This is a genomic window from Sabulibacter ruber, assembly GCF_017355955.1.
Classification (GTDB): Bacteria; Bacteroidota; Bacteroidia; order Cytophagales; family Hymenobacteraceae; genus Nibribacter; species Nibribacter ruber_A.
In genome coordinates this window covers 2,075,426-2,094,846 of sequence record NZ_JAFFID010000001.1, presented here as the reverse complement: position 1 = coordinate 2,094,846, position 19,421 = coordinate 2,075,426, and the positions used below count along the sequence as shown (strand labels likewise).

Here is a 19,421-nt window from a genome sequence, read left to right as displayed (position 1 = left end):
TGTAAGTGGTTTATTGGTAAATAGTTATAGTTGAACTAGCTAGCTGATTCAAAATGGCCGCAAGCCTGTTTTCTATTTGTTTTTATAAAATCTGAAGGAATAAAAAAACTGGCTCTGCTGTGCTTTACAGGACAAGAAGCCACACTAAGATTACTATGGGTAAATGATGATTCCTGTTTTAGGCTTATTTCTATAAAAGTAAGCACAAATCAGTACACCGCAATTTGGATAGTCTTGTAGTTTGTTCAATTTTCTTGTTGCAGAACCACGTTCATGCCCATGCCTGCTGCTGACATTTTATCCCACTTAGCTTGGCTGGCGTCTTTATGATAAATGGTGTGAAAACCAGGCAAAGCCGCTGCTAAAGTCAAGGACTTTGATGAGTCCAAAGGGCTACCTGCAATCCATTCCAAGGAGATGACGAAATCCTGTTTCATGTAGAGATTATAAGGCTCCAAATCTGCCTGAATCCAACCTCTTTTCTTATCTTTCACAGAGATAATAATGTCTTGAGAGGCTATGTTTTGGGAAGGCTTGCCATCGTGCAAAGTATATATGTTCACCCTGAATTTCACTTCCTCAAACTGATTGGAGGTGAGGCAGAAATTCAGTTTACTTAGAAAAGACTGCTTCGGACCATTTGGGATGAGGATGCCGTGTTCACGGCCTAGATTTTCCTGAATGGGTTTAGGCATAATGGTGAAGGTATTATGCAAGAGGGTAAAGGGCCCAGCGTTGCCTCCTAATTCCTTCTTTTTCCAGTGTTTGCCATCCACTTTCACCTCGGCCAGTTGCACCGGCTTGGAAACAAGGGAAATCTTCAGCTTTTTCCTTTCGGCAACCGTGGCTAGCAATTGCTCTATCTCCAAGTCCTGGGGCTCATACCCTATGGCCGAAATCCTGATTTTCTTACTTCTCTGGGCAGCGGGTATGCTCAGGGAGAAAGCACCTTCTTCGTTGGAAATGGTTCCGGTAGATTCATCCAGCACGCCTACACTGGCGTAGGCAATGGGCTTCTGGGTGCCGCTGTCCAGGACAATTCCGGTGATAGCAGTGGTTTGAACATTGTGTTGGCTCCGGTGGATGATGGTCCCGGAATACGCCGGAAGACACGGACCTGCAAGGGCGCTCGCCAGCAGCAGCGAGTGAATAAGCTGTTTCATGAAGTGGGGGATATTCTCAGCCAATGCAAAGGGTGAGCAACGGATGAGGAGTGAGCGATAAACAATACCTGAAAGCGCTGAACAAGAAAGAACTCACCCCTTCACCCAAACGGCACCGCCTGATAGCAGCTTTTGCATTATGAACGGGTTGTATATAGGATTATTATATATAGCTGAATGATATTTTTGACGCGGAGGTAAATGGAATTTTGGATTTACCCTGCTTTCAGAAAAACGCCCCTGAAACAGTATAAAAATGAGAGGGTATAAAAAAGAGCGATGCCATTGCTGACATCGCTCTTTTTTATAAGGTGGGGTTTGGTTATTGAACTCCGCCGCCGTCGCCTTGTTTGGCGTCATCGTTGCGGATAGATTTCTTGCGCTTAGGCGGGCCTTGCTGCTGCATCTTCCCGAAGCGGTACTCAAACGTTAACCGGAAACCACGGTTGTACTGGGTAACCAGGGTATGGGTGCGGAAAGGCAGACGGTTGGTTTGGTTTTCGCCAGCCAGTTCGTTTTCAAATCGCAGCGCTCGTCTGAACGGGTTATCCATCCCTAAGCTAAGCGCGCCCTTTTTCTCAAACAATTCTTTCCGGATGGCCAGATTGTGGTAAGAGAAAGAAGACGCCGTACCTTGTAACTGTACTCTTGAGGAGTTGAACCCGCCAGAGAACTGGGCACTCACGCCTTTCCCGAAGTTGTATCCTGAACTAACGTTAATGTTGTACATCAGGCCCTCGTTTGAGGCGGTCGGGGAGTTCAGGGTCACGTAGTACAGGTTCACGTTTCCGTTGATGTTCCAGGCCGGGATGGGTTTAGTAGAGCCTGACAAAGTCATACCGTACGTCTTGTTTTTGGCGATGTTGTTGAACGTCACAAAAGTGGTATCGCGCAGCACTTCAGAAACTGACTCAATCGCATTATCTGTCACGCGCATGTAGGCAGACACGTTGATGGAAGTAGTCTTGAAAAAGGTGCTGTAGTTCAGTTCATAGGAATCAGTTAACTCAGCATCCAATCTGGGGTTACCATACACTACCAGGTTTGGTCCCTGCTGCTGACGGTATGGGTTCAGGAAGAACAACTGCGGTCTTTGGATACGCTGGGTGAACGTAGTGCGCAGTTTGCTGTTCTGCGTTAGGTCATAGGCCAGGGTGATGTTCGGGATGAAGTTGTCATAGTTGGTGGTGAAGTCTTGCGCCGGGTTGGCGAAGTCACCGGCTACATCGGTGTACTCATAGCGTCCGCCAAATTTCAGGGCCGTCTTTTTGTTCAGGTTGAAACCGTAAGACAGATAAGACGCAATCACGTTCTGGTCATAGGAGAAGTCGCCGTTCAGGTCTCTGCCATCATACAAAGAAGAGCTGGAAACATCGCGCAGAATGCCTTTGGCCCCAACTTCCAGCAGGGTATTTTTAGGCAGTGGGTGCGCATAATCGGCCTGGAAGGTAAGCTCTTTGTTTAGGCCTTCGTTCTCATTGATGGTGGTAGACCGTAACGGCCCCTCAATTTCGTACCGGCTTTGGTTTACTTCGTTGTCCTGATCGGTTTGGCTGTAGAGGGCCAACAATGTGAGTTCCTGCTGTGGTTTTTTGAACTGATGCGTAAAATCCAGGTTCAGGTCCATGCTCAACCGATTGTTGTTGTTCTTCATGGACAGGTTGTATTCATCTGTTAACCTGGGAGCGAGGAAACCAGTTTTAGCCTCATTCTGGTCTGCCTGGTAAACGGTGGCAGATTGGTGAGAACGCATCTTGAATTCTCCGGTGTTTACCCTAATTCCGGCAGAAAGGGTATTTTTCTCATTGATGTCATAGTCTAGGCCTAACTGACCAAAACCAAACATACCGTCTACGGTGCTGGTACCTACCTGATACGTATTGTTCTCATATCTCTTAACTACTGCCGGATCTCCAATAGAGACTTCTGATTGGTTCATCTGGGCCAGGTTCATGCCGCCTTTGCTGTAGAAGCGGTTCACGCCCGCATTCAGGTTCACGCCCAATTTGCCTTGCTTCATGCTTACGTTGGCGTTGCCGTTGCTGGCGCGTGTACCTCCGGTCAAGCTCACAGAACCAGTTACACCTTGCAGGGCATTTTTCTTCGTGACGATGTTCACAATACCGGCGGTTCCTTCGGCGTCATACTTGGCCGAGGGGCTGGTGATCACCTCCACGTTTTTGATCACATCGGCGGGAATTTGCTTCAAGGCATCGGCTACGCTGCCGGCCATCACTGTGGATGGTTTTCCGTTGATGAGAACCCGTACGTTGGAAGAACCGCGCAGCTGGATGTTGCCGTCCTGGTCCAGGGCCACGGAAGGTACTTTCTGCATCACATCGGCGGCGGTACCCCCGGTGTTGGTGATGTCTTTCTCAGCGTTGTACACCAGGCGGTCTACCTTGTCTTCAATCAGAGGTTTTTCGCCCACCACAGTCACTTCCTGCAGTTTGGTCTGGGCCGGGCTCAGGCCTATTCTGTTCAGGTTGGCGCTTTGGTCAGCGGCCGAGATGGTGATTTGTTTCAGTTCCTTGGTTTCGTAACCAATGAAGCTGATGTTGAGGGTGTAGGTACCGTTTGACACGCGAGCCAGGGTGAAACGGCCTTTGTCATCGGTTACGGTTCCGTCTACGGTTTTGCCGTTGGCAGCATTGATCAAAGCAATAGTGGCGTACTCTACCGGCTTAGAAGTTTCAGAGTCTACCACAGTACCGGTAATTCTGCCGGCTCCCTGCGGAACCTGGGCGGCAGGAGCGGCCCCGGCAGGACCCGCTTGCGGACGTGGAGGATTAACTGGGTTCTGTGCCCAAAGTGGGGCAGAGGTGGCGCAGCTTAACAAGGTTAAGAGCAGAAGTTTTCTCATAAGGGTTTATAAAGAGTAAGTGCAGTGTTTTGCTGATTGCAGAAAAGGGGCAAAGGTAAGCTAGGCCGGCAAAAGGCTCACCCGTGGTATTCCTTTTCTCATCAGTTGTGGCATTAGTACACCTAGGGGATGGTTTATTACAGGCTAATCCAGAAAAAGGCGGCTTTTAACAAAACTTTAACAAAGTGGGCTGTGCTTTTTAACCGAGATTGAAGGGCAAGTGCCTGGTTCAGGAGCAAAGAAGGGCATTTTGAGCCTAGTTTTGCCAAATTTAGCTCAAACGGCAGAGTGGCTGAGAAGTGATTTCCGAGATAGGCGCTTACGCTATCCACATTCCATTTTTAGCCCGTTTTAAGAAAACAGAGGGAAAACGAAAGGATGGCCTCAAAGCACTACTCCCAATTTGACGCCGGGGTACAGGTAGAAGCCGGTGTACCCATAGTCCAGCATGTTTCTGTTATACCGGAGACTGGGGTAGCTGGATGAACCAGAACTATGGGTATAACCCATTGCCAGGTGTAAGTCAACCAACAGGCGGTCTGAGAGGAACCGTTCCTGAAGGCCCAGGTATAAGACGGCCCCCAATCGGTTCACCACTTCCTTGAACGGGCGGTCAGGTCCTAACCGATAGTAATAAAGGCCGTCTTCTCCCAGTTCTTCGCCCCAGCCTTCTTTCCTGAACCGGATGCCGAAGCGGTGGAAGTTCACGCCGTACCCAAAGTAAAAGTTGTGGTCATACAGGTCTATCAGGTCGGTGGAGTAGAGGCGGTGCTGTAGTTCAGCCCCGAAGCCTTTCACCCTTGATTTGTCTTCGGGTTGTTCCTGGCGGACGGTGAAATTGTCCACAAACCGGGTGGTGCCCCAATACACCCTTGGGGAGAACAGCAGGCTTTGCGTACCGGCTTGCTTCAGCTGCTTTTCAACGTCCAGGTGCAGGCCACTCAGCAAGAGGTGCTGCGGGCTCACCCTGAGCACAAACCAACCATTCTGATACTTATTGAATTGCGCCAGAGCCGGAAAGGACACCAGCAACAGCGCGGCCCATAGTACCATCGGCAACGTTCTGGAAGGCATTAGGAGAGGCATCAACAGGCTATTCTTTGGCAGGTTGCACCTCAATTTTACTCAACAGGCTGACGTCTTGCCCGTTGTACCTGTACTGGTAGAAACCATCCGTCCCGATGACCAGCAGATGACCATTGCCGGGGATCACGTCATAGGCATTGATAGGGAAATGATGTTTCTGCGCCAGTGCTGTCACGTTAGAGGCATCAAATACTTTAAGGCCGTTGTCACAGACAAAAAGAAGATTACCGTCTATTCCCAGCCCTTTGGGGTTGGTCATCTGGTACCGTTTCAGCAGGGTAGGAGCCGTTAAGTTCTGAAGGTCCAGGATATGCAATTCATTGACACCCCGCTGGCAATTGGTACCAGAACTGACGGTCACGTAGGCATAGCGGCCATCGGTGACCACGGGATCACAGCTGGCCACGTGTTCATAAGTAGAAATCTGCTGCGGCGCCTGCGGATTCTGAATGCTGAGAATGTGCATGCCGGTTTGGGTGCCTATGAAAAGTTTATCCTGAAACGGGAAGATGGTTTCCACGCCCACCCCCAGGCTTACATCCTTAGTCTTTATGGGATTGGCGGGCGAGCTGATGTCAAAGAGGTGCAGATTGGCATCATCTACCGTGTACAGAAAATCACCGCTTACGGTAAATCTGGCCATGGAGCCCCCTTTCCCGGTAGTGGGCTGATTGACGGCAGACAGGCTGGCGTCATCGCTGCAGGAAACCAAAAGCCAGACCAGAGCTGCCGCAAAGCATAATTGTTGAAGTCCTTTTCTCATAGCCTTACTTTCTTTTGATCTCCCACCCTACAATGACCGCATCTTTGGGAATACCCTTCAGGTTTATCTCGCTTCCCCAATTATCCGGAGCTGGTAAAGCCGGGAAAGTGTTAGGGATCCGCTTGGTAACGGTGATTTGCGGCAGGTCATGGATATCAATTGCCACCAAGTCAACGGCATTGTCCACGTACAAAACATCGCCCCTCACCGCAAAATCAACGTTGCCGGGTACTTGTATGAAACCGATATTCTGGGGTGAGGCAGGATCCTGGTTCTGGATGATGTGGATACCCTTGTACCGCTCATTGATGAAAATGTAGGAGCCATACTGGTACAACTTACCGGGGTTAGAAATGGGCCGGGCGGCCTGGTGCTTCACCGACGTTTCCAATTGCTGCCGGCTCATAAGTACCGGTTGGTAGGAGGAGAACTCATCGGGCTCTGGGCCGGGGCAAGATGTTAAACCTGCCAATACAAACAGAAGGAAGCACAGGTATAGGTTTTTCTTCATAAGCAGCCAATCAGAAAGCGTTGGTATTCTGGGTAATATAAAGAAAAAGAGAAGTGCCTCAGGGAATTAACGAAAACATAATCTGAGGCACGTACGCCCTGCGGTTGAGCCTGGAATTGAAAGGGTTCTGAAAAGAGAATAACTAGGGCTGTCTCTAAGACAAGCATACATCCTTTCACCCCTACGGGGAAAAGAAAAAATTTTTACACAACCAGACAGAGGGTAGAGGTTTCCGGCTTGTTTTCAGGAAACAGGCCGGAAAACAAAAATCCCGGTAGCTACTGAAAGAAGTAATTACCGGGATTTAATACTATGCTAGAGCAAGAAGGTCTATTCAAAATCGGCCATCACGCGCAGTACGGTGCCGTCCAGCTCAGGGGTGACTTTTATTTGGCAGGAAAGACGGCTGGTGCTGGTAGGGTTAGGTAAGTTCTCCAGCGTGTACAACTCGTCATCAGAGGGCTCGGGCAGCTCAGGGGCTTCCACCAACTGGATGTGGCAGGTGGCACAAAGCGCCATGCCGCCGCAGGTAGCCTGAACGTTGAATTCACTGGCCTTCAGCACTTCCATCAAACTCAGGCCCATGTCAGTAGGAGCGGGTACGGAAATACGCTCTCCCGAGGGAGTTTCTACGTAAACGGTGATGTCTTCTTGCATGGCTTAAAGGGTTGGCACTCCGTTTACGGTAGTGTATTTCAAAACGAATTTCTTGTCTGGGTTGATGATGGAGTACGCACTCTGCGCCATCAGGGCCGCTTCATGGTAACCGCACAGGATCAGCTTCAGTTTGCCTGGGTACGTGTTGATGTCGCCAATGGCGTAGATGCCCGGGATGTTGGTGCTGTAGTCTACGGTGTTCACCACAATGGCAGATTTCTCCAGCTCAAGTCCCCAGTTCTCCAATGGACCCAACTTAGGCACCAACCCGAAAAGCGGAATGAAGTAATCGGTTTCAATCTGGTAAGACTCTGAACCGTCTGGCAAGATGGTTACCGCGTCTAGTTTGCCGTTACCGTGTACTTCGGTTACGTTAGATTTCAGAAGCAGACGCATGTGGCCTTCCTCGGCCAGGCTGGTCACTTTAGCGGCAGATTCAGGCGCGCCTCTGAAGGTAGTACCGCGGTGCACCAGGGTCAGTTCTTTGGCCACATCGGCTAAGTAAATGGCCCAGTCCAGGGCAGAGTCCCCGCCGCCGGCCAGCACCACGCGCTTGTCGCGGAAGTGCTCGGGGTCCAGAATCATGTAGTTTACACCTTTGCCGCCTTCAAAGTTGGCCAGGTTCTCAATGGCGGGTTTACGGGGCTCAAAGGAACCCAGACCACCGGCAATCACTACCACTTTGCAGAAGATCTCGGTGTTTTCTGACGTCACCAGACGGAAAGAGCCATCCTCCAGTTTCTCCAGATCCTCCACACGCTCACCTAAGGTAAAGGTAGGGTGGAAAGGGGCAATTTGCTCCATCTGATTCTTGATCAGGTCACCAGCCAGAATGGAAGGGAAACCCGGAATGTCATAGATGGGTTTTTTTGGGTAAATCTCGGAAAGCTGGCCGCCAACCTGAGGCAGGGCATCTACCACGTGGCACTTCATTTTAAGAAGGCCCGCTTCAAATACCGCGAAGAGCCCCACCGGACCGGCGCCGATGATACAGATATCAGTAGTTACAGTTGACATATAAGGTATTGTGTCTAAAGCGGCAATAAGAGGCGGTTCCTGCTACTGCCAATATTGGTCTGGCGCAAACGTTTCACTTTTGGGTTTGCGCCCACAAAGTAACATCATTTTCGGGTAAAGTGTTTCCTCAGAAGCAGAACTGATTCTTGCTGCTCATAGATTAAATTGTAATTTTAGCCCCACTAACCAGATTTTACATGCTGAACTTCATCACCTGGGATGTTTCTCCCGATATTTTTTCCCTGGGTCCGGTGACCGTGCGTTGGTACGGCCTGCTGTTTGCCCTTGCCTTTGTGCTCACCCAGCCCATTGAGAAGTACATCTACCGCAAAGACGGCCGCACCGATGAAGACGTAGACATCCTCACCATGTACATGATCATTGGAACGGTGATTGGTGCCCGCTTGGGCCACTGCCTGTTCTATGACCCGGTGCATTACCTGTCTAACCCCATTGAGATTTTCAAGATCTGGGAAGGCGGGCTGGCCAGCCACGGCGGTACCATTGGTATTCTGCTGGCGCTTTACATGTTCTGCCGCAAATACAAGTTCGATTACCTATGGGTGCTGGACCGCATTGTGATTGTGACCGCCCTGGGCGGGGCCTGTATCCGGTTAGGGAATTTGATGAACTCAGAAATTATTGGCCGCCCTACCGATGTGCCGTGGGCGTTTAAGTTTGTGCGGAACGGCGAGTTGTTCAACGGAGTGCCGGCTTATGAACTTCCGCGCCACCCCACGCAGCTCTACGAAAGCCTTTTCTGTATTTTCCTGTTCGTGCTGCTGTACTTTCTCTGGAAGCGCGGCGCCGGGCAAGTACGCGGACTGCTGTTCGGGCTGTTTGTGACACTGCTGTTCTCGTTCCGTTTCCTGGTGGAGTTCCTGAAAGAAAACCAGGAAGAGTTTGAGAATGCCCTTCCGCTGAACATGGGGCAGTGGCTGAGCATTCCATTGGTGCTGGTGGGCATTGCCGTGCTTTTCTACGCCATGAAACAACCCAAGCAACCCAGCCGACCGGTGAAAGTATAGCGGTTTTACGCTTCTTTTCCAGAAAATAGCCTTAAAACGGAGAGGGCCAGCAGACATACCTGCTGGCCCTCTCCGTTTTTTATGTAGATGAATATCCGGGAGGAAGTTCTTACAAGGTGTATTTAAACAGGTTGCCTTCCTCGTTGGAGAGAATCAAAGTACGGTTGTCTTTGAACAGAACGGCCTCGGCCTGACCGCTGCGGGGCAGATCCAGAATCCGGGGTTTCTGCGCGAAGAACTGAGTAGAGCCTTTGGCTACCGGGTAAAGGTGCACTTTGCCGTACGTCAAAACCGCCATATGGCGCCCGTCGGGGCTCAGGTCGGCAGAGGTGACCATGCCGGGCAGTTCCTTTTTGGAGACCAGGCGGGCGGTGTGCGTGCCGGCATCGTCTGGTAAGGAATACAGCTTGGCGGTGCGGGAGGCGCCGCGGTCTTTGGAGATCAGGTACAGTTTACCGCTGTGCCAGAAGAACGCCTCGCAATCGAAGTTCCGTCCTTCCTTGGCTATTTTGCCGGCGGGCAGGTCTTCGTAGGTGAATTTGATTTCCTGCGCCTTCAGCCCTTTGTTCAGGGCCACTTTGTAGATTTTGAGGTCTTTGCGTTTGTTGCTGTTGTTGCCCGTGTCACCGATGTACAGGTTGCCCGCGTTGTCTTTGGCCAGGTCTTCCCAATCGGTGTTGGTGGCGCCGCTGATGGTGACCTGCTTCAGCAGTTTGCCTTTCTCGTTTATCTGGTAGAGCACCGGGGCGTTGCCGGCATCATTGTGGGTCCAGTAGGTGTTGGGGGTATCGGCCAGTTCCAGGCCCGAGCTTTCGTTGATAGCATCGGGCAGTTTGGCCAGGTGGATCAGCTCGCCGGCCGGCGCGTACACCGGTTGGAAGCCGCTGAGCAGAAAGGTTAAAGGGAGCGTAAGAAAAGCAAAAGCACTGATTCGCTTCATTTAAATGGGGGATTACGTGAAACAAAGCCTTGAAAAGCGGCAAAATCGATCCCTTATAACGAAGCACTTCCGCGCGGGTTAAACTTTTTAAGAAGAAGTAACCCGATTCGTTTTGGGGCTGCTTTCCGGTAACAGGCCCGAAAACAGAAAGGCTCTGCCCGTTTTCCGTGGCAAAGCCTTTCCAAAAATTGTCTGTGAAAACTTAGTTGACCTGTAAACCGGCGTTGGGCACAAAGTCCAGTGAGACGGAGTTCATGCAGTAGCGCTTGTAGGTGGGGGCGGGGCCGTCATCGAACAAGTGGCCCAAGTGGGCATCGCAGCGGCCGCATAGCACTTCAATGCGCTCCATGCCGTACGAGTGGTCTTCCTCATATTTCACGGCCGTTTTCCGGAAGGTCTCAAAAAAGCTGGGCCAGCCACAGTCGCTCGCGAACTTGGCATCTGAGGCGAACAGCTTATTCCCGCAGGCGGCGCAGTAATAGGTGCCCCGGCCCGTGTAGTTCCAGAGTTTGCCGGTGAAGGCCCGTTCCGTGGCTTTCTTGCGGGCCACCTGGTACAACTCCGGCGACAGCACCTTTTTCCATTCCGCGTCTGAGACGTTGAGTCTGGTGGTATCGCTGCGGGAATAGTACGGGTTGTTGGAATGCTGCGGATCTGAAGAGACTGGCTGGTGTGCTGCTACTGCTGTAGCAGCGTGTTGCGGTCTCTGCTTTTGCTCCGGACCGCTTTGGCAGCTAAGGAGAGGGAACAGAACCAAGACATATAGGTAGAAAAGGCGTTTCATGGGGTTAGTTTTAAGAGATAGGTGCTGCTTTGAAACAAGGCGGATCACAGGAAAGTTTAGGTCAAAACGTACGTCTATTGGCGGATAACCGGATTTAGGTTTCAGGGCTGTTTTCTTTTAAACGAGCAAAAAGCAACCGGAATTTTATGGATACCTTTTAATGGTTAAATGCTGTTAGACGTGAAGGAGGTATATATAAATGAAGCTTTTTTCTTTCAATATATTCCGCCGCTGTCTTTAAACTTTAGTTCATACTCTACTTGTTTCCCTCTCTGTCCTATCCTTTTGTACAGCCTTGACAATTCCAGGTAAACGTATTCAGAAGAAGGCCCAAATTCTTCACTTTTCTTGAATGCTTCAATTGCCTCTTCTTCTCTGTTCTCATCCCTTAAAATATATCCAAGGTCTTCCGCAACTACATTTCTGTTTGTCGCTTTATCAAGGCCTTCCTTAAGGATATCAACTCCTATTTGAGGGTTTTCCTTTGCATAGAATAAAGTATAAACGCCAAAACAGTCTGAGGCAACGGCCGGAATGACCGAGTTTTCCTGCTCATCAATACTTTCAGCAACTACCTTTCCGTCTATGTCTTTTTTGATAACCGTTTCGGCTAATCGCTCAGGTGTCATAATACCAATGAAGCAGTCTGCTGTCCTGTTTGAAAAGACTTGTTTGGCTTTTACAAAGTAGATATTCTCTTCTTCTGGTAGAAGTTCGTAAGTGGTGGGTTCAATAATCCATTCTAATTCATCTTCCTTTTCTGAATCCAACACGACAAATACTTTTGTGTCTGCATTTGAGAATAGGTCTCTGACTTTCATAGGTTTGCTTTTACATTAGCTTACATAGGGAGCTAAACAGAAGTCTGTTTTCTATTTGATTTTCCGAAAATCTTCAACGCCAGAAACCAAACCAAACACGGCAGCCCCACCCACACCAATTCGCTTTTGATCACCGCCAAACCTTTCTCGCTGAAGAACCGCCCCGCCCCGATGGGTGATACCTGGATAGGTCGCCAGGGCAGGAAGTAGCGGGTGTTGTCAAAGGGGGAGAAGACGCCTACGCCCAGGCCGCCGTTGGTGAGGGCATCCAGCAGAATGTGGGAGGCGGTGCACAGAAAGAAGAAACTCACCAGTATCAAGCCTCGGGAACTGAACAACGGAGTGCGGCGGTAAAAGAGAATGGTCATCACAATGCCCAGCAGCAGCGCGAACACCAGCGAGTGGGAAAAGCCCCGGTGCCCCAGAAAGTGCTGGTACGGAATCCCGAATTTGAACATGACCACATCGGCATCCGGGAAGATGGAGCAGAACGCGCCCAGCAGAAACAGCTTTGTTTTGTTTTCCGGTTGGGTGTATCGTTTCCCGATGGCCACCGCCATCAGGGCATGGGCAAAGGCAGATGCCATGTCTCAGTTTCTTGAATAAATGGGCAGAAAGAAAGGCAGCCTATAACACTATAAGCTGCCTGAAGGAATCTATTGGTTTTCGGCTTGAAATCAGAAAATCAGGCCTGAAATGTAGCTGAGGGATTACACGCCTATGTCTTCGTTCCAAACCTCGGGTTTCTCCCGGATGAACTGCTGCATGAGCTCGTAGCACTCTTGGCTGTCTTCCACGGTCACGTCTACGCCGCGGGAGCGCAGCAGCTCCTCTTCGCCCATGAAGGATTTGTTTTCGCCCACCACCACTTTGGGGATGCCGTACAGCAGAATGGTGCCGGAGCACATAGAGCAAGGCGATAGGGTAGTGTAGATGGTGCACTCGCGGTACACCGAGGCGGGCAACCGACCGGCGTTCTCCAGGGCATCCATCTCGCCGTGCAGAATGGCGCTACCGTCCTGTACGCGTTTGTTGTGGCCGCGGCCGATGATCTTGCCGTTGTGTACCAGCACTGAGCCGATGGGAATGCCTCCTTCTTCGTAGCCTTTGCGGGCTTCCTCCAGCGCAGCTTGCAGAAATTCGTTCATGTTTTAAGTCTGATGGTTTCCTTGATCCTGAACAAATACGGAAGAATAATCAAACTTAGCAACCCCGCTGAGATAGCCGCTATGAAAATGTAGTATCGGTTGTGTTTGCCGCCGGCCACAAACCACAGCGCCACCACTATCACCACCAGCACCGTCCATAGCACCCAGTAGCCCAGAATACTCCTGGGTTCCGGCTCTTTCTTCTCTTTGGGCAGCATGAAAATGAAAAGCACCATAATGTAACCGCCCAACGCAGACAAGACCTGTTGCAGCAGGGAGTACAATGGCCGGGTAAACGGCTCGGGCAGTACGTCTTGCAGCAGAAACGGGAACAGCCGCACGCCCAAACCATCGCTGTGCGTGAAAGAGTCCCAGCCCAGGTGCGAGACAATGCCCACCAGCAAAGACAGCAGGATCACGCCGTAGTGCCGCTTGAAATACGCTTTCCAGTTGAACCGCTTGTACCGGTTGAACCGCTGTCGCAGGAAAGCGGGCAGGTGGTCTATGAGGGCATCGCGCACAATCAAATGGAAGACGAAGCACAGCAGAATGCCCATGGGCAGGTTGAAGTAGAAAATGCCCTGCCAGGTATGGCTGTGCGGGTCATGCAAACTCATCCGGATGAACTTCTCAAAATCGGGGGCCATGCTGCCCACAATGAGCCCGGTGGCCGAGCGCCAGCGCTGGGGAATTTTGATCAGGGGCAGAATGATGGCCGGATGCGAAAAGGTGAACGGCATGGGGATGTGGCTTAAGTCCTCTTAACGGGAAAGCGGCGCAAAATGGTACACCAGGTTTTCAACTGTCCGGCGGTTTTGATGTAGGATTGGGAAGGAACTGAAAGTTTATTTACGATTTCGGCCTGATTTCAGGAAAACAGGGCAAAATCTTTAATCCTTCTTCCCACGTTCCTACGAAACATCTACGGCACCGGATCATACCCGTGTCCGCCCCAGGGATGGCACCGCCCAATCCGCTTTAAAGCCATCCAGCCGCCTTTGAACGGACCGTACTTCATAATGGCCTGGTGCGCGTAGGCCGAGCAGGTGGGCGTATAGCGGCAACTGCCGGGCGTAAGCGGCGAGATCATGTAGCGGTACACCCACACAATGCCTAAGAAAAGGTGCCTGAAAAGCCAATTGATTGCCTGCATTTCGTGCTAGTTCGGGAAAAAAAGCCACAAATCCTTACCTTTGCGGTTTCTAACTAACACACGTTATGCTTAAAAAAGTTTATAGTATACTCCTTGCCGGCTGCCTGGGCTTGTCGCTCAACGCCCGCGCCGATGAGGGGATGTGGTTGCCGCTGCTGGTGAAGCGCCTCAACCACGTAGATATGCAGAAACAGGGCCTGCAGCTTACCGCTGAGGAAATTTACAACGTGAACAACGCCAGCCTGAAAGACGCCATTGTGCAGTTTGGCGGCTTCTGTACCGGCGAGTTCATCTCCAAAGAAGGTCTGTTGCTCACCAACCACCACTGCGGTTACGATGCCATCGCCAACAACTCCACGCCGCAGGACGACATCCTGAAGAACGGCTGGTGGGCCATGACCCGCGAGCAGGAAAAGAAAAACGAAGGCCTGTTCGTAGACATTCTGGTGCGCATGGAAGACGTGACCGGCCAGGTATTGCAGGGCATCACCCCGCAGACGCCGGAGCAGGAGCGTACCAAATTGGTAGCCGAGCGTTCCAAAGCGTTGGCCGATGCCGCCAAGAACAACGGCCAGTACGTGGCCTACGTGCGCGATTTCTTCAATGGCAACGAGTTCTATATGTTCGTGTACGAGCGCTTCTCTGATGTGCGTCTGGTGGGAACCCCGCCGGAAAGCATCGGGAAATTCGGGGGCGATACTGATAACTGGATGTGGCCGCGCCACACCGGTGACTTCTCTATGTTCCGGGTATACATGAGCCCAGACGGAAAGCCCGCCGCTTACTCTGAGAAAAACGTGCCGTACCGTCCTAAGCACCACCTGCCGGTGTCTATGAGCCCCGTGAAAGAAGGTGATTTCTCCATGGTGTTCGGGTTCCCGGGCCGTACCACGCGTTTCATGGCCGGTTCTGGTTTGAGCATGGCCGTGGAGCAGTCTAACCCGGCCCGTATCAAACTGCGTGAGCGCCGCCTTGCTTTGATGAAAGAAGCCATGGATGCTTCTCCCGCCGATCGTCTGAAACTGGCTTCCAACTACGCCAGCATCAGCAACTACTACAAATACTACATCGGGCAGAACGCAGGCATCAAGCGCATGAAAACGCTGGACAAGAAAGCCGCCGAGGAGAAAGCCTTCCAGGCCTGGGCCACTGCCGATGCCAACCGCAAAGCCCTGTACGGCTCTGCCTTAGCAGACATCAATGCCTCTTACGCCGGACAGCGCACCTACAACCTGTCGGCTATCTACCGCACCGAGGCCGCTTTGGCGCCGCAGCTGATCGCGCACGCCTACCAGTACACGCCGCTGTACAACCTGCTCAAGGCCGGCAACGCAGACAAAGCCAAGCTGCAAGAATTGGTAACGGCTTACAAAGACATGAACAAGGAGTTCTACGCCAGCTACGTGCCGTCCTCTGACCAAAAGATCTTCGCTGAGCTGATGCAGATGTACTTCAACGATGTGCCCAAAGCCCAGCACGCTGACATCTTCAAAGACCTGACGTCTACCTACAAAGGTGACTTCAAGAAGTGGGCCGCTGATGTGTACAGCAAATCCCTGCTTTCTTCTGAAGCGAAGGCTAATGCGTTTTTGGCCAATCCTACGTTAAAGGCCCTGGAAACAGACCCAGCGTTCAAGTTCATGCGTGCCGTACAAACTAACTACCAGGACAATATCCTGCCCAAACTGAACGAGTACAACGCTGCTTTAGGCCGTGCCAACCGTCTGTACGTAGCCGGTCTGCGCGAAATGCACCCGAACAAAGTATTCTACCCAGACGCGAACTCTACCCTGCGCCTGACCTACGGAACCGTGAAGGACTATGAGCCAAGAGACGGCGTAGAGTACAAGTACTACACCACGCTGCAAGGCATAGCCGAGAAAGAAGACCCAACCAACCCAGAGTTCATCGTGCCGGCTAAACTGATCGAGCTGTACAACAAGAAAGACTACGGCCGCTATGGCCAGAACGGTGAGTTGCGCGTGGCCTTCATCACCAACAACGACATCACGGGTGGTAACTCTGGTTCGCCGGTGATCAACGGCCGTGGTGAGTTGATCGGGTTGGCCTTTGACGGCAACTGGGAAGCGATGACCGGCGACCTGGTGTTTGACCCCGAGTACAAGCGCTGCATCAACGTAGACATCAAGTACGTGCTCTTCGTGATTGATAAACTGGCCGGTGCCGGTCACCTGGTGAACGAGATGACCCTGGTAGACAACGGTAACCCGAACACGACTTTCAACCCGTCTTTGAACGATGTGAAGATGGACGGCAAAATGGAAATTGAGACCGCCGATTCAGAGATCAAAATCAAGAAGAAAGGCAACGAAACCAAAATCAAGAAAGAAACCAAGAAACAAAAAAGCTAAGCTGTTTCAAGCCTCTTTTCTGAAAAATTGACCCAAAACGCCCGGAAAATCTCCGGGCGTTTTTTTGTGCCTTAGATTTTAAGGTATATTCCTAAAGAAAGATGGTGTAGCATTTTGAGTGATTGTGCGTAGAGGGAAAACCCCTAATCCTTCATGCCTATGCAGCATTTTCTACGGTGTATTGTTCTGCTTTTCTTGTATTTAGGTGTCCCTCTCTGCGCACAGGGGCAAATCAACAATGCCGAGGTAGGTGCGCGGGCCGTCAGCTTGGGCGGCTCTGCTGTGACCTTGTCAGATGTGTGGGCGTTGAGCAACAATCCGGCGGGCATGGCCGCTTCAAAGCCACTGGAATTGGGTGCCTACGCGCACAACCGCTTCTCCCTGAAAGAACTTACCACCGTAGGGCTGCTGGCGGTATACCCCACTCAACGGTTTGGGACCATAGGCATAGACGTACAGCGTTTCGGAGGTGAGTTGTATAATGAACAGCGGCTCGGGATTGGATTTGCGCATCAATTGGGCGTAGTCAGGTTAGGCCTGAAGGCCGATCTTCTGCAAGTGCGGGTGCAGGAGTGGGGCAGCCGCAAGGCCGTGGCGGTGAGCATGGGCATCCAGTCCGATCTCTTGCCCAAGCTTTCCTTCGGGGCGCACATTTACAACCTGAACCAAGCCAAACTCGCCGAGTTTGAGGACGAACGCGTGCCCACCGTCATGAAGCTTGGGTTGAGTTATCAGGCCGCTACCAAGGTGCTATTGGTGCTGGAAGCCGAGAAGGAGCTGGAGTACCCCGTGGCGGTGAAAGGCGGCCTTGAATATCGCTTGCTTCCGGCGCTTGGGCTCCGGACCGGGTTCAATACCGGTACCCGAGCCGGTACGGCCGGGGTAGACGTCAAATTCAAGCAGTTCCAGGTGGCCTATGCCTTGGGAGCGCAACATCAATTAGGCATCAGCAATTACTTATCGGTGGGGTACCAACTGAAGAAGGAGCCGCAGCCATGAGAATCTGTTTCGGGCTTCTTTTCCTGATTTTAGGCCTGAAACAGGTGACGTGCGCCCAGGACCTGCCGCGCCCGGCCGTGGATGTGGAACTGTTGGTGCAGGAACTCTTCGCCCAGCAAGACGATGAGAACCCCGTGGCTTACGAAGACCTCTACGAAACGCTGCTCCAGTACTATCGCCAGCCCTTGGATTTGAACCGCGCCTCCCGTGAGGAACTCCGAGGGCTTTGGTTACTCTCAGAAGGGCAGATCTCGGCACTGTTGCAGCACATCCAGGACAACGGCCGGTTACTCAGCCTATATGAACTGCAAGCTATCCCCGGTTTTGATTTGCTGACCATCCGAAGATTATTGCCCTTTGTGACCGTGCAGGCGCTAGGGCAGATGGGCCAGCGCACCTGGAAAGAACGCCTGAAAGCCGCCGATACTCACACGTTGTTATTCAGATATGACCGTACGCTGCAGGAACGCCGCGGCTACACGCCGCCGGAGGGAAGATCTACTACGCGCTACCGGGGCTCCCCGGATAAATACCTGCTCCGCTACCGGCTAAGCCATCCCCGCGATTTCAGTTTCGGGATTACCGCCGAGAAGGACGCCGGTGAGTCCTTCACGTGGAACCCTGGCCAGCGGCTTTACGGCTTTGATTTTCTTTCGGCGCATGCCCAACTCTATGATCGGGGAGCCTTCAAGACCATTGCCCTGGGTGATTACCAGTTGCAATTCGGGCAAGGCTTGTTGCTCTCCAGCGGCTTGAGTGTGGGCAAAGGAAGCGAAACCATCACCACTGTTCGGCGGAGTCAGTTGGGCATCAGGCCGCACACGTCTACCTTGGAAACCAATTTCTTTCGGGGCATAGCGGCTACCCACCGCTGGAGGCAACTGGAGACAACGCTCTTCCTTTCCAGCAGGAGGGTGGATGCTTCTGCGGGAGATGCCCTACCCGAAGACAGCACGGTTTTTACTTTAGGTGGCTTGCAAACCTCAGGCCTTCACCGGACGCCTACTGAGCTGGCCAACCGACAACGGGCGCGGGAGCAGGTGCTGGGCGGCAATGTCACGTACCGAAACCCAATGCAAACCTTTAGTCTTGGCCTCACGGCTTTGCACACTTCCTACAGTACGGCATTGCAGCAAAAGCCCGAGCCATATAACCGTTTTACGTTCAGCGGAAGGCAGAACACGGCTGTAGGGCTGCAGTACAGTTACCTGTGGCAGAACTTCAACTTTTTTGGGGAGACTGCCCGCTCAGGAAATGGAGGTCTGGGAACGGTGAACGGAGTACTGGCGAGTTTGTCGGAGAAGGTGGAGGTGGCGTTGCTGTACCGATACTACGCCCGCGATTTCCAGACGCTGTACGGGGCGGCCTTTGGCGAGGGCAGCCGAAACCAGAACGAGAGTGGTTTGTACACCGGCGTTAAACTGAAGCTGAGCAACCGGTGGCAACTCACGGGGTACTATGATCGGTTTTCGTTTCCGTGGCTCCGGTACCGGGTTGATGCTCCGTCAGATGGAGAAGGGTATATGTTGCGCCTTCAGTTCATGCCCTCCAAAACCACGCTGCTCTACGGCCAATACCAATACGAGCGCAAGTCCCGGAACGAAACCGTAGAAGGAGAGGCGCTTCGGCAGGTAACCGACACCCATGCGCACCGGTATTTACTGCTGTTGGATGTAAGTCCGCTGCCCTCACTCAGGCTGCGGTCCAGAGTGCAGGCCAGCCGCTTCCGGCAGAATGGTCCCGCCCGTACCGGGTTCTTCGCGGCGCAGGATATCAGTTGGGAACATAAGGGAACCCGCATCAGCGCCCGCTACGCACTCTTTGACACCGATGATTACGAGACGCGCCTCTATGTGCCCGAGCAGGATGTGCTGTATGCGTTCTCCATACCGGTGTTCACGGGGCGCGGCACCCATGTGTACCTGCTGCTTCAGCAACAATTGGGTCGGCACCTGGATATTTGGTTTAAACTGAGCCTCACCCACTACCGGGGGCAAGACACGGTCAGCTCGGGGCTGGAGCAGATTCAAGGCACCCAAAGAACCGATGTGCGTGTGCAGGCGCGATATCGTTTTAAGGTGTTTTCTGGAAAGTAGGCTTAGAACAGGCTCATGAG

General features: G+C 52.1%; 18 protein-coding genes. 4 read left to right on the top strand and 14 right to left on the bottom strand.

Translation table 11 applies throughout. From position 1 onward, the window contains the following. Positions 1-245: 245 nt before the first annotated feature. From JT719_RS08530 to JT719_RS08500, 7 genes are all read right to left on the bottom strand, one after another. A complete protein-coding gene (locus JT719_RS08530) occupies positions 246-1,163 on the bottom strand; it encodes a carboxypeptidase-like regulatory domain-containing protein (RefSeq protein WP_207432448.1) in 918 nt (305 codons plus the stop codon). 322 nt (positions 1,164-1,485) lie between these two features. After that, on the bottom strand, positions 1,486-4,026 hold the full coding sequence (locus JT719_RS08525; protein ID WP_207432446.1) for a TonB-dependent receptor: 2,541 nt from the start codon (positions 4,024-4,026) through the stop codon (positions 1,486-1,488). 384 nt (positions 4,027-4,410) lie between these two features. After that, on the bottom strand, positions 4,411-5,100 hold the full coding sequence (locus JT719_RS08520) for a hypothetical protein (RefSeq protein WP_207432444.1): 690 nt from the start codon (positions 5,098-5,100) through the stop codon (positions 4,411-4,413). A 19-nt stretch (positions 5,101-5,119) separates the two neighbouring features. Continuing rightward, entirely contained in the window at positions 5,120-5,875 is a 756-nt protein-coding gene (locus JT719_RS08515; protein ID WP_207432442.1) for an LVIVD repeat-containing protein, read from the bottom strand. A 4-nt stretch (positions 5,876-5,879) separates the two neighbouring features. Continuing rightward, positions 5,880-6,386 (bottom strand): LVIVD repeat-containing protein, encoded by a 507-nt coding sequence (locus JT719_RS08510; protein WP_207432440.1) that lies wholly within the window; start codon positions 6,384-6,386, stop codon positions 5,880-5,882. 330 nt (positions 6,387-6,716) lie between these two features. After that, the gene (locus tag JT719_RS08505; RefSeq protein ID WP_207432438.1) at positions 6,717-7,043 is read right to left on the bottom strand and encodes a 2Fe-2S iron-sulfur cluster-binding protein; all 327 of its coding nucleotides are present in this window, start codon (positions 7,041-7,043) and stop codon (positions 6,717-6,719) included. Between the two features lie 3 nt (positions 7,044-7,046). After that, positions 7,047-8,060, bottom strand: a complete 1,014-nt coding sequence (locus tag JT719_RS08500) for an NAD(P)/FAD-dependent oxidoreductase (protein WP_207432436.1) — start codon at positions 8,058-8,060, stop codon at positions 7,047-7,049. A 197-nt stretch (positions 8,061-8,257) separates the two neighbouring features. On the opposite strand from JT719_RS08500, the gene lgt reads away from it, so the two are divergent. Then, entirely contained in the window at positions 8,258-9,088 is an 831-nt protein-coding gene (lgt, locus tag JT719_RS08495; protein WP_207432434.1) for a prolipoprotein diacylglyceryl transferase, read from the top strand. Positions 9,089-9,197: 109 nt separating this feature from the next. On the opposite strand, the gene JT719_RS08490 is transcribed toward lgt, so the two are convergent. The 7 genes from JT719_RS08490 to yidD all read right to left on the bottom strand — a co-directional run bounded on the left by JT719_RS08490 (position 9,198) and on the right by yidD (position 13,934). Continuing rightward, positions 9,198-10,028: a hypothetical protein gene (locus JT719_RS08490; RefSeq protein WP_207432431.1), complete on the bottom strand. Its 831-nt coding sequence runs from the start codon at positions 10,026-10,028 to the stop codon at positions 9,198-9,200. A 202-nt stretch (positions 10,029-10,230) separates the two neighbouring features. Continuing rightward, on the bottom strand, positions 10,231-10,812 hold the full coding sequence (msrB, locus tag JT719_RS08485; protein WP_207432429.1) for a peptide-methionine (R)-S-oxide reductase MsrB: 582 nt from the start codon (positions 10,810-10,812) through the stop codon (positions 10,231-10,233). Positions 10,813-11,027: 215 nt separating this feature from the next. Continuing rightward, positions 11,028-11,633: a tetratricopeptide repeat protein gene (locus tag JT719_RS08480; RefSeq protein WP_207432427.1), complete on the bottom strand. Its 606-nt coding sequence runs from the start codon at positions 11,631-11,633 to the stop codon at positions 11,028-11,030. 32 nt (positions 11,634-11,665) lie between these two features. Beyond that, the gene (locus JT719_RS08475; protein ID WP_207432425.1) at positions 11,666-12,220 is read right to left on the bottom strand and encodes a metal-dependent hydrolase; all 555 of its coding nucleotides are present in this window, start codon (positions 12,218-12,220) and stop codon (positions 11,666-11,668) included. Positions 12,221-12,343: 123 nt separating this feature from the next. Then, positions 12,344-12,781: a nucleoside deaminase gene (locus tag JT719_RS08470; protein WP_207432423.1), complete on the bottom strand. Its 438-nt coding sequence runs from the start codon at positions 12,779-12,781 to the stop codon at positions 12,344-12,346. Then, positions 12,778-13,521, bottom strand: a complete 744-nt coding sequence (locus tag JT719_RS08465) for a DUF4184 family protein (RefSeq protein WP_207432421.1) — start codon at positions 13,519-13,521, stop codon at positions 12,778-12,780. Before JT719_RS08465 ends, JT719_RS08470 begins: the two co-directional genes overlap by 4 nt. Positions 13,522-13,703: 182 nt before the next feature. Further along, complete coding sequence (gene yidD, locus JT719_RS08460; protein WP_207432419.1) at positions 13,704-13,934, bottom strand: membrane protein insertion efficiency factor YidD; 231 nt, start codon at positions 13,932-13,934, stop codon at positions 13,704-13,706. 65 nt (positions 13,935-13,999) lie between these two features. Here yidD and JT719_RS08455 point away from each other — a divergent pair, with 65 nt between their 5' ends. From JT719_RS08455 to JT719_RS08445, 3 genes are all read left to right on the top strand, one after another. Beyond that, positions 14,000-16,306, top strand: coding sequence for a S46 family peptidase (locus JT719_RS08455; RefSeq protein WP_242693106.1), 2,307 nt, complete (start codon positions 14,000-14,002; stop codon positions 16,304-16,306). Between the two features lie 159 nt (positions 16,307-16,465). After that, on the top strand, positions 16,466-17,305 hold the full coding sequence (locus JT719_RS08450) for a PorV/PorQ family protein (protein WP_207432417.1): 840 nt from the start codon (positions 16,466-16,468) through the stop codon (positions 17,303-17,305). Beyond that, a complete protein-coding gene (locus tag JT719_RS08445) occupies positions 17,302-19,401 on the top strand; it encodes a ComEA family DNA-binding protein (RefSeq protein WP_207432415.1) in 2,100 nt (699 codons plus the stop codon). Before JT719_RS08450 ends, JT719_RS08445 begins: the two co-directional genes overlap by 4 nt. The last annotated feature ends 20 nt before the right edge of the window (positions 19,402-19,421 follow it).

Bases quoted from the DNA above. Each gene is read 5' to 3' on its own strand.
- JT719_RS08530 (WP_207432448.1), bottom strand. From the start codon at position 1,163: ATGAAACAGCTTATTCACTCGCTGCTGCTGGCGAGCGCCCTTGCAGGT.
- JT719_RS08525 (WP_207432446.1), bottom strand. From the start codon at position 4,026: ATGAGAAAACTTCTGCTCTTAACCTTGTTAAGCTGCGCCACCTCTGCC.
- JT719_RS08520 (WP_207432444.1), bottom strand. From the start codon at position 5,100: ATGCCTTCCAGAACGTTGCCGATGGTACTATGGGCCGCGCTGTTGCTG.
- JT719_RS08515 (WP_207432442.1), bottom strand. From the start codon at position 5,875: ATGAGAAAAGGACTTCAACAATTATGCTTTGCGGCAGCTCTGGTCTGG.
- JT719_RS08510 (WP_207432440.1), bottom strand. From the start codon at position 6,386: ATGAAGAAAAACCTATACCTGTGCTTCCTTCTGTTTGTATTGGCAGGT.
- JT719_RS08505 (WP_207432438.1), bottom strand. From the start codon at position 7,043: ATGCAAGAAGACATCACCGTTTACGTAGAAACTCCCTCGGGAGAGCGT.
- JT719_RS08500 (WP_207432436.1), bottom strand. From the start codon at position 8,060: ATGTCAACTGTAACTACTGATATCTGTATCATCGGCGCCGGTCCGGTG.
- lgt (WP_207432434.1), top strand. From the start codon at position 8,258: ATGCTGAACTTCATCACCTGGGATGTTTCTCCCGATATTTTTTCCCTG.
- JT719_RS08490 (WP_207432431.1), bottom strand. From the start codon at position 10,028: ATGAAGCGAATCAGTGCTTTTGCTTTTCTTACGCTCCCTTTAACCTTT.
- msrB (WP_207432429.1), bottom strand. From the start codon at position 10,812: ATGAAACGCCTTTTCTACCTATATGTCTTGGTTCTGTTCCCTCTCCTT.
- JT719_RS08480 (WP_207432427.1), bottom strand. From the start codon at position 11,633: ATGAAAGTCAGAGACCTATTCTCAAATGCAGACACAAAAGTATTTGTC.
- JT719_RS08475 (WP_207432425.1), bottom strand. From the start codon at position 12,220: ATGGCATCTGCCTTTGCCCATGCCCTGATGGCGGTGGCCATCGGGAAA.
- JT719_RS08470 (WP_207432423.1), bottom strand. From the start codon at position 12,781: ATGAACGAATTTCTGCAAGCTGCGCTGGAGGAAGCCCGCAAAGGCTAC.
- JT719_RS08465 (WP_207432421.1), bottom strand. From the start codon at position 13,521: ATGCCGTTCACCTTTTCGCATCCGGCCATCATTCTGCCCCTGATCAAA.
- yidD (WP_207432419.1), bottom strand. From the start codon at position 13,934: ATGCAGGCAATCAATTGGCTTTTCAGGCACCTTTTCTTAGGCATTGTG.
- JT719_RS08455 (WP_242693106.1), top strand. From the start codon at position 14,000: ATGCTTAAAAAAGTTTATAGTATACTCCTTGCCGGCTGCCTGGGCTTG.
- JT719_RS08450 (WP_207432417.1), top strand. From the start codon at position 16,466: ATGCAGCATTTTCTACGGTGTATTGTTCTGCTTTTCTTGTATTTAGGT.
- JT719_RS08445 (WP_207432415.1), top strand. From the start codon at position 17,302: ATGAGAATCTGTTTCGGGCTTCTTTTCCTGATTTTAGGCCTGAAACAG.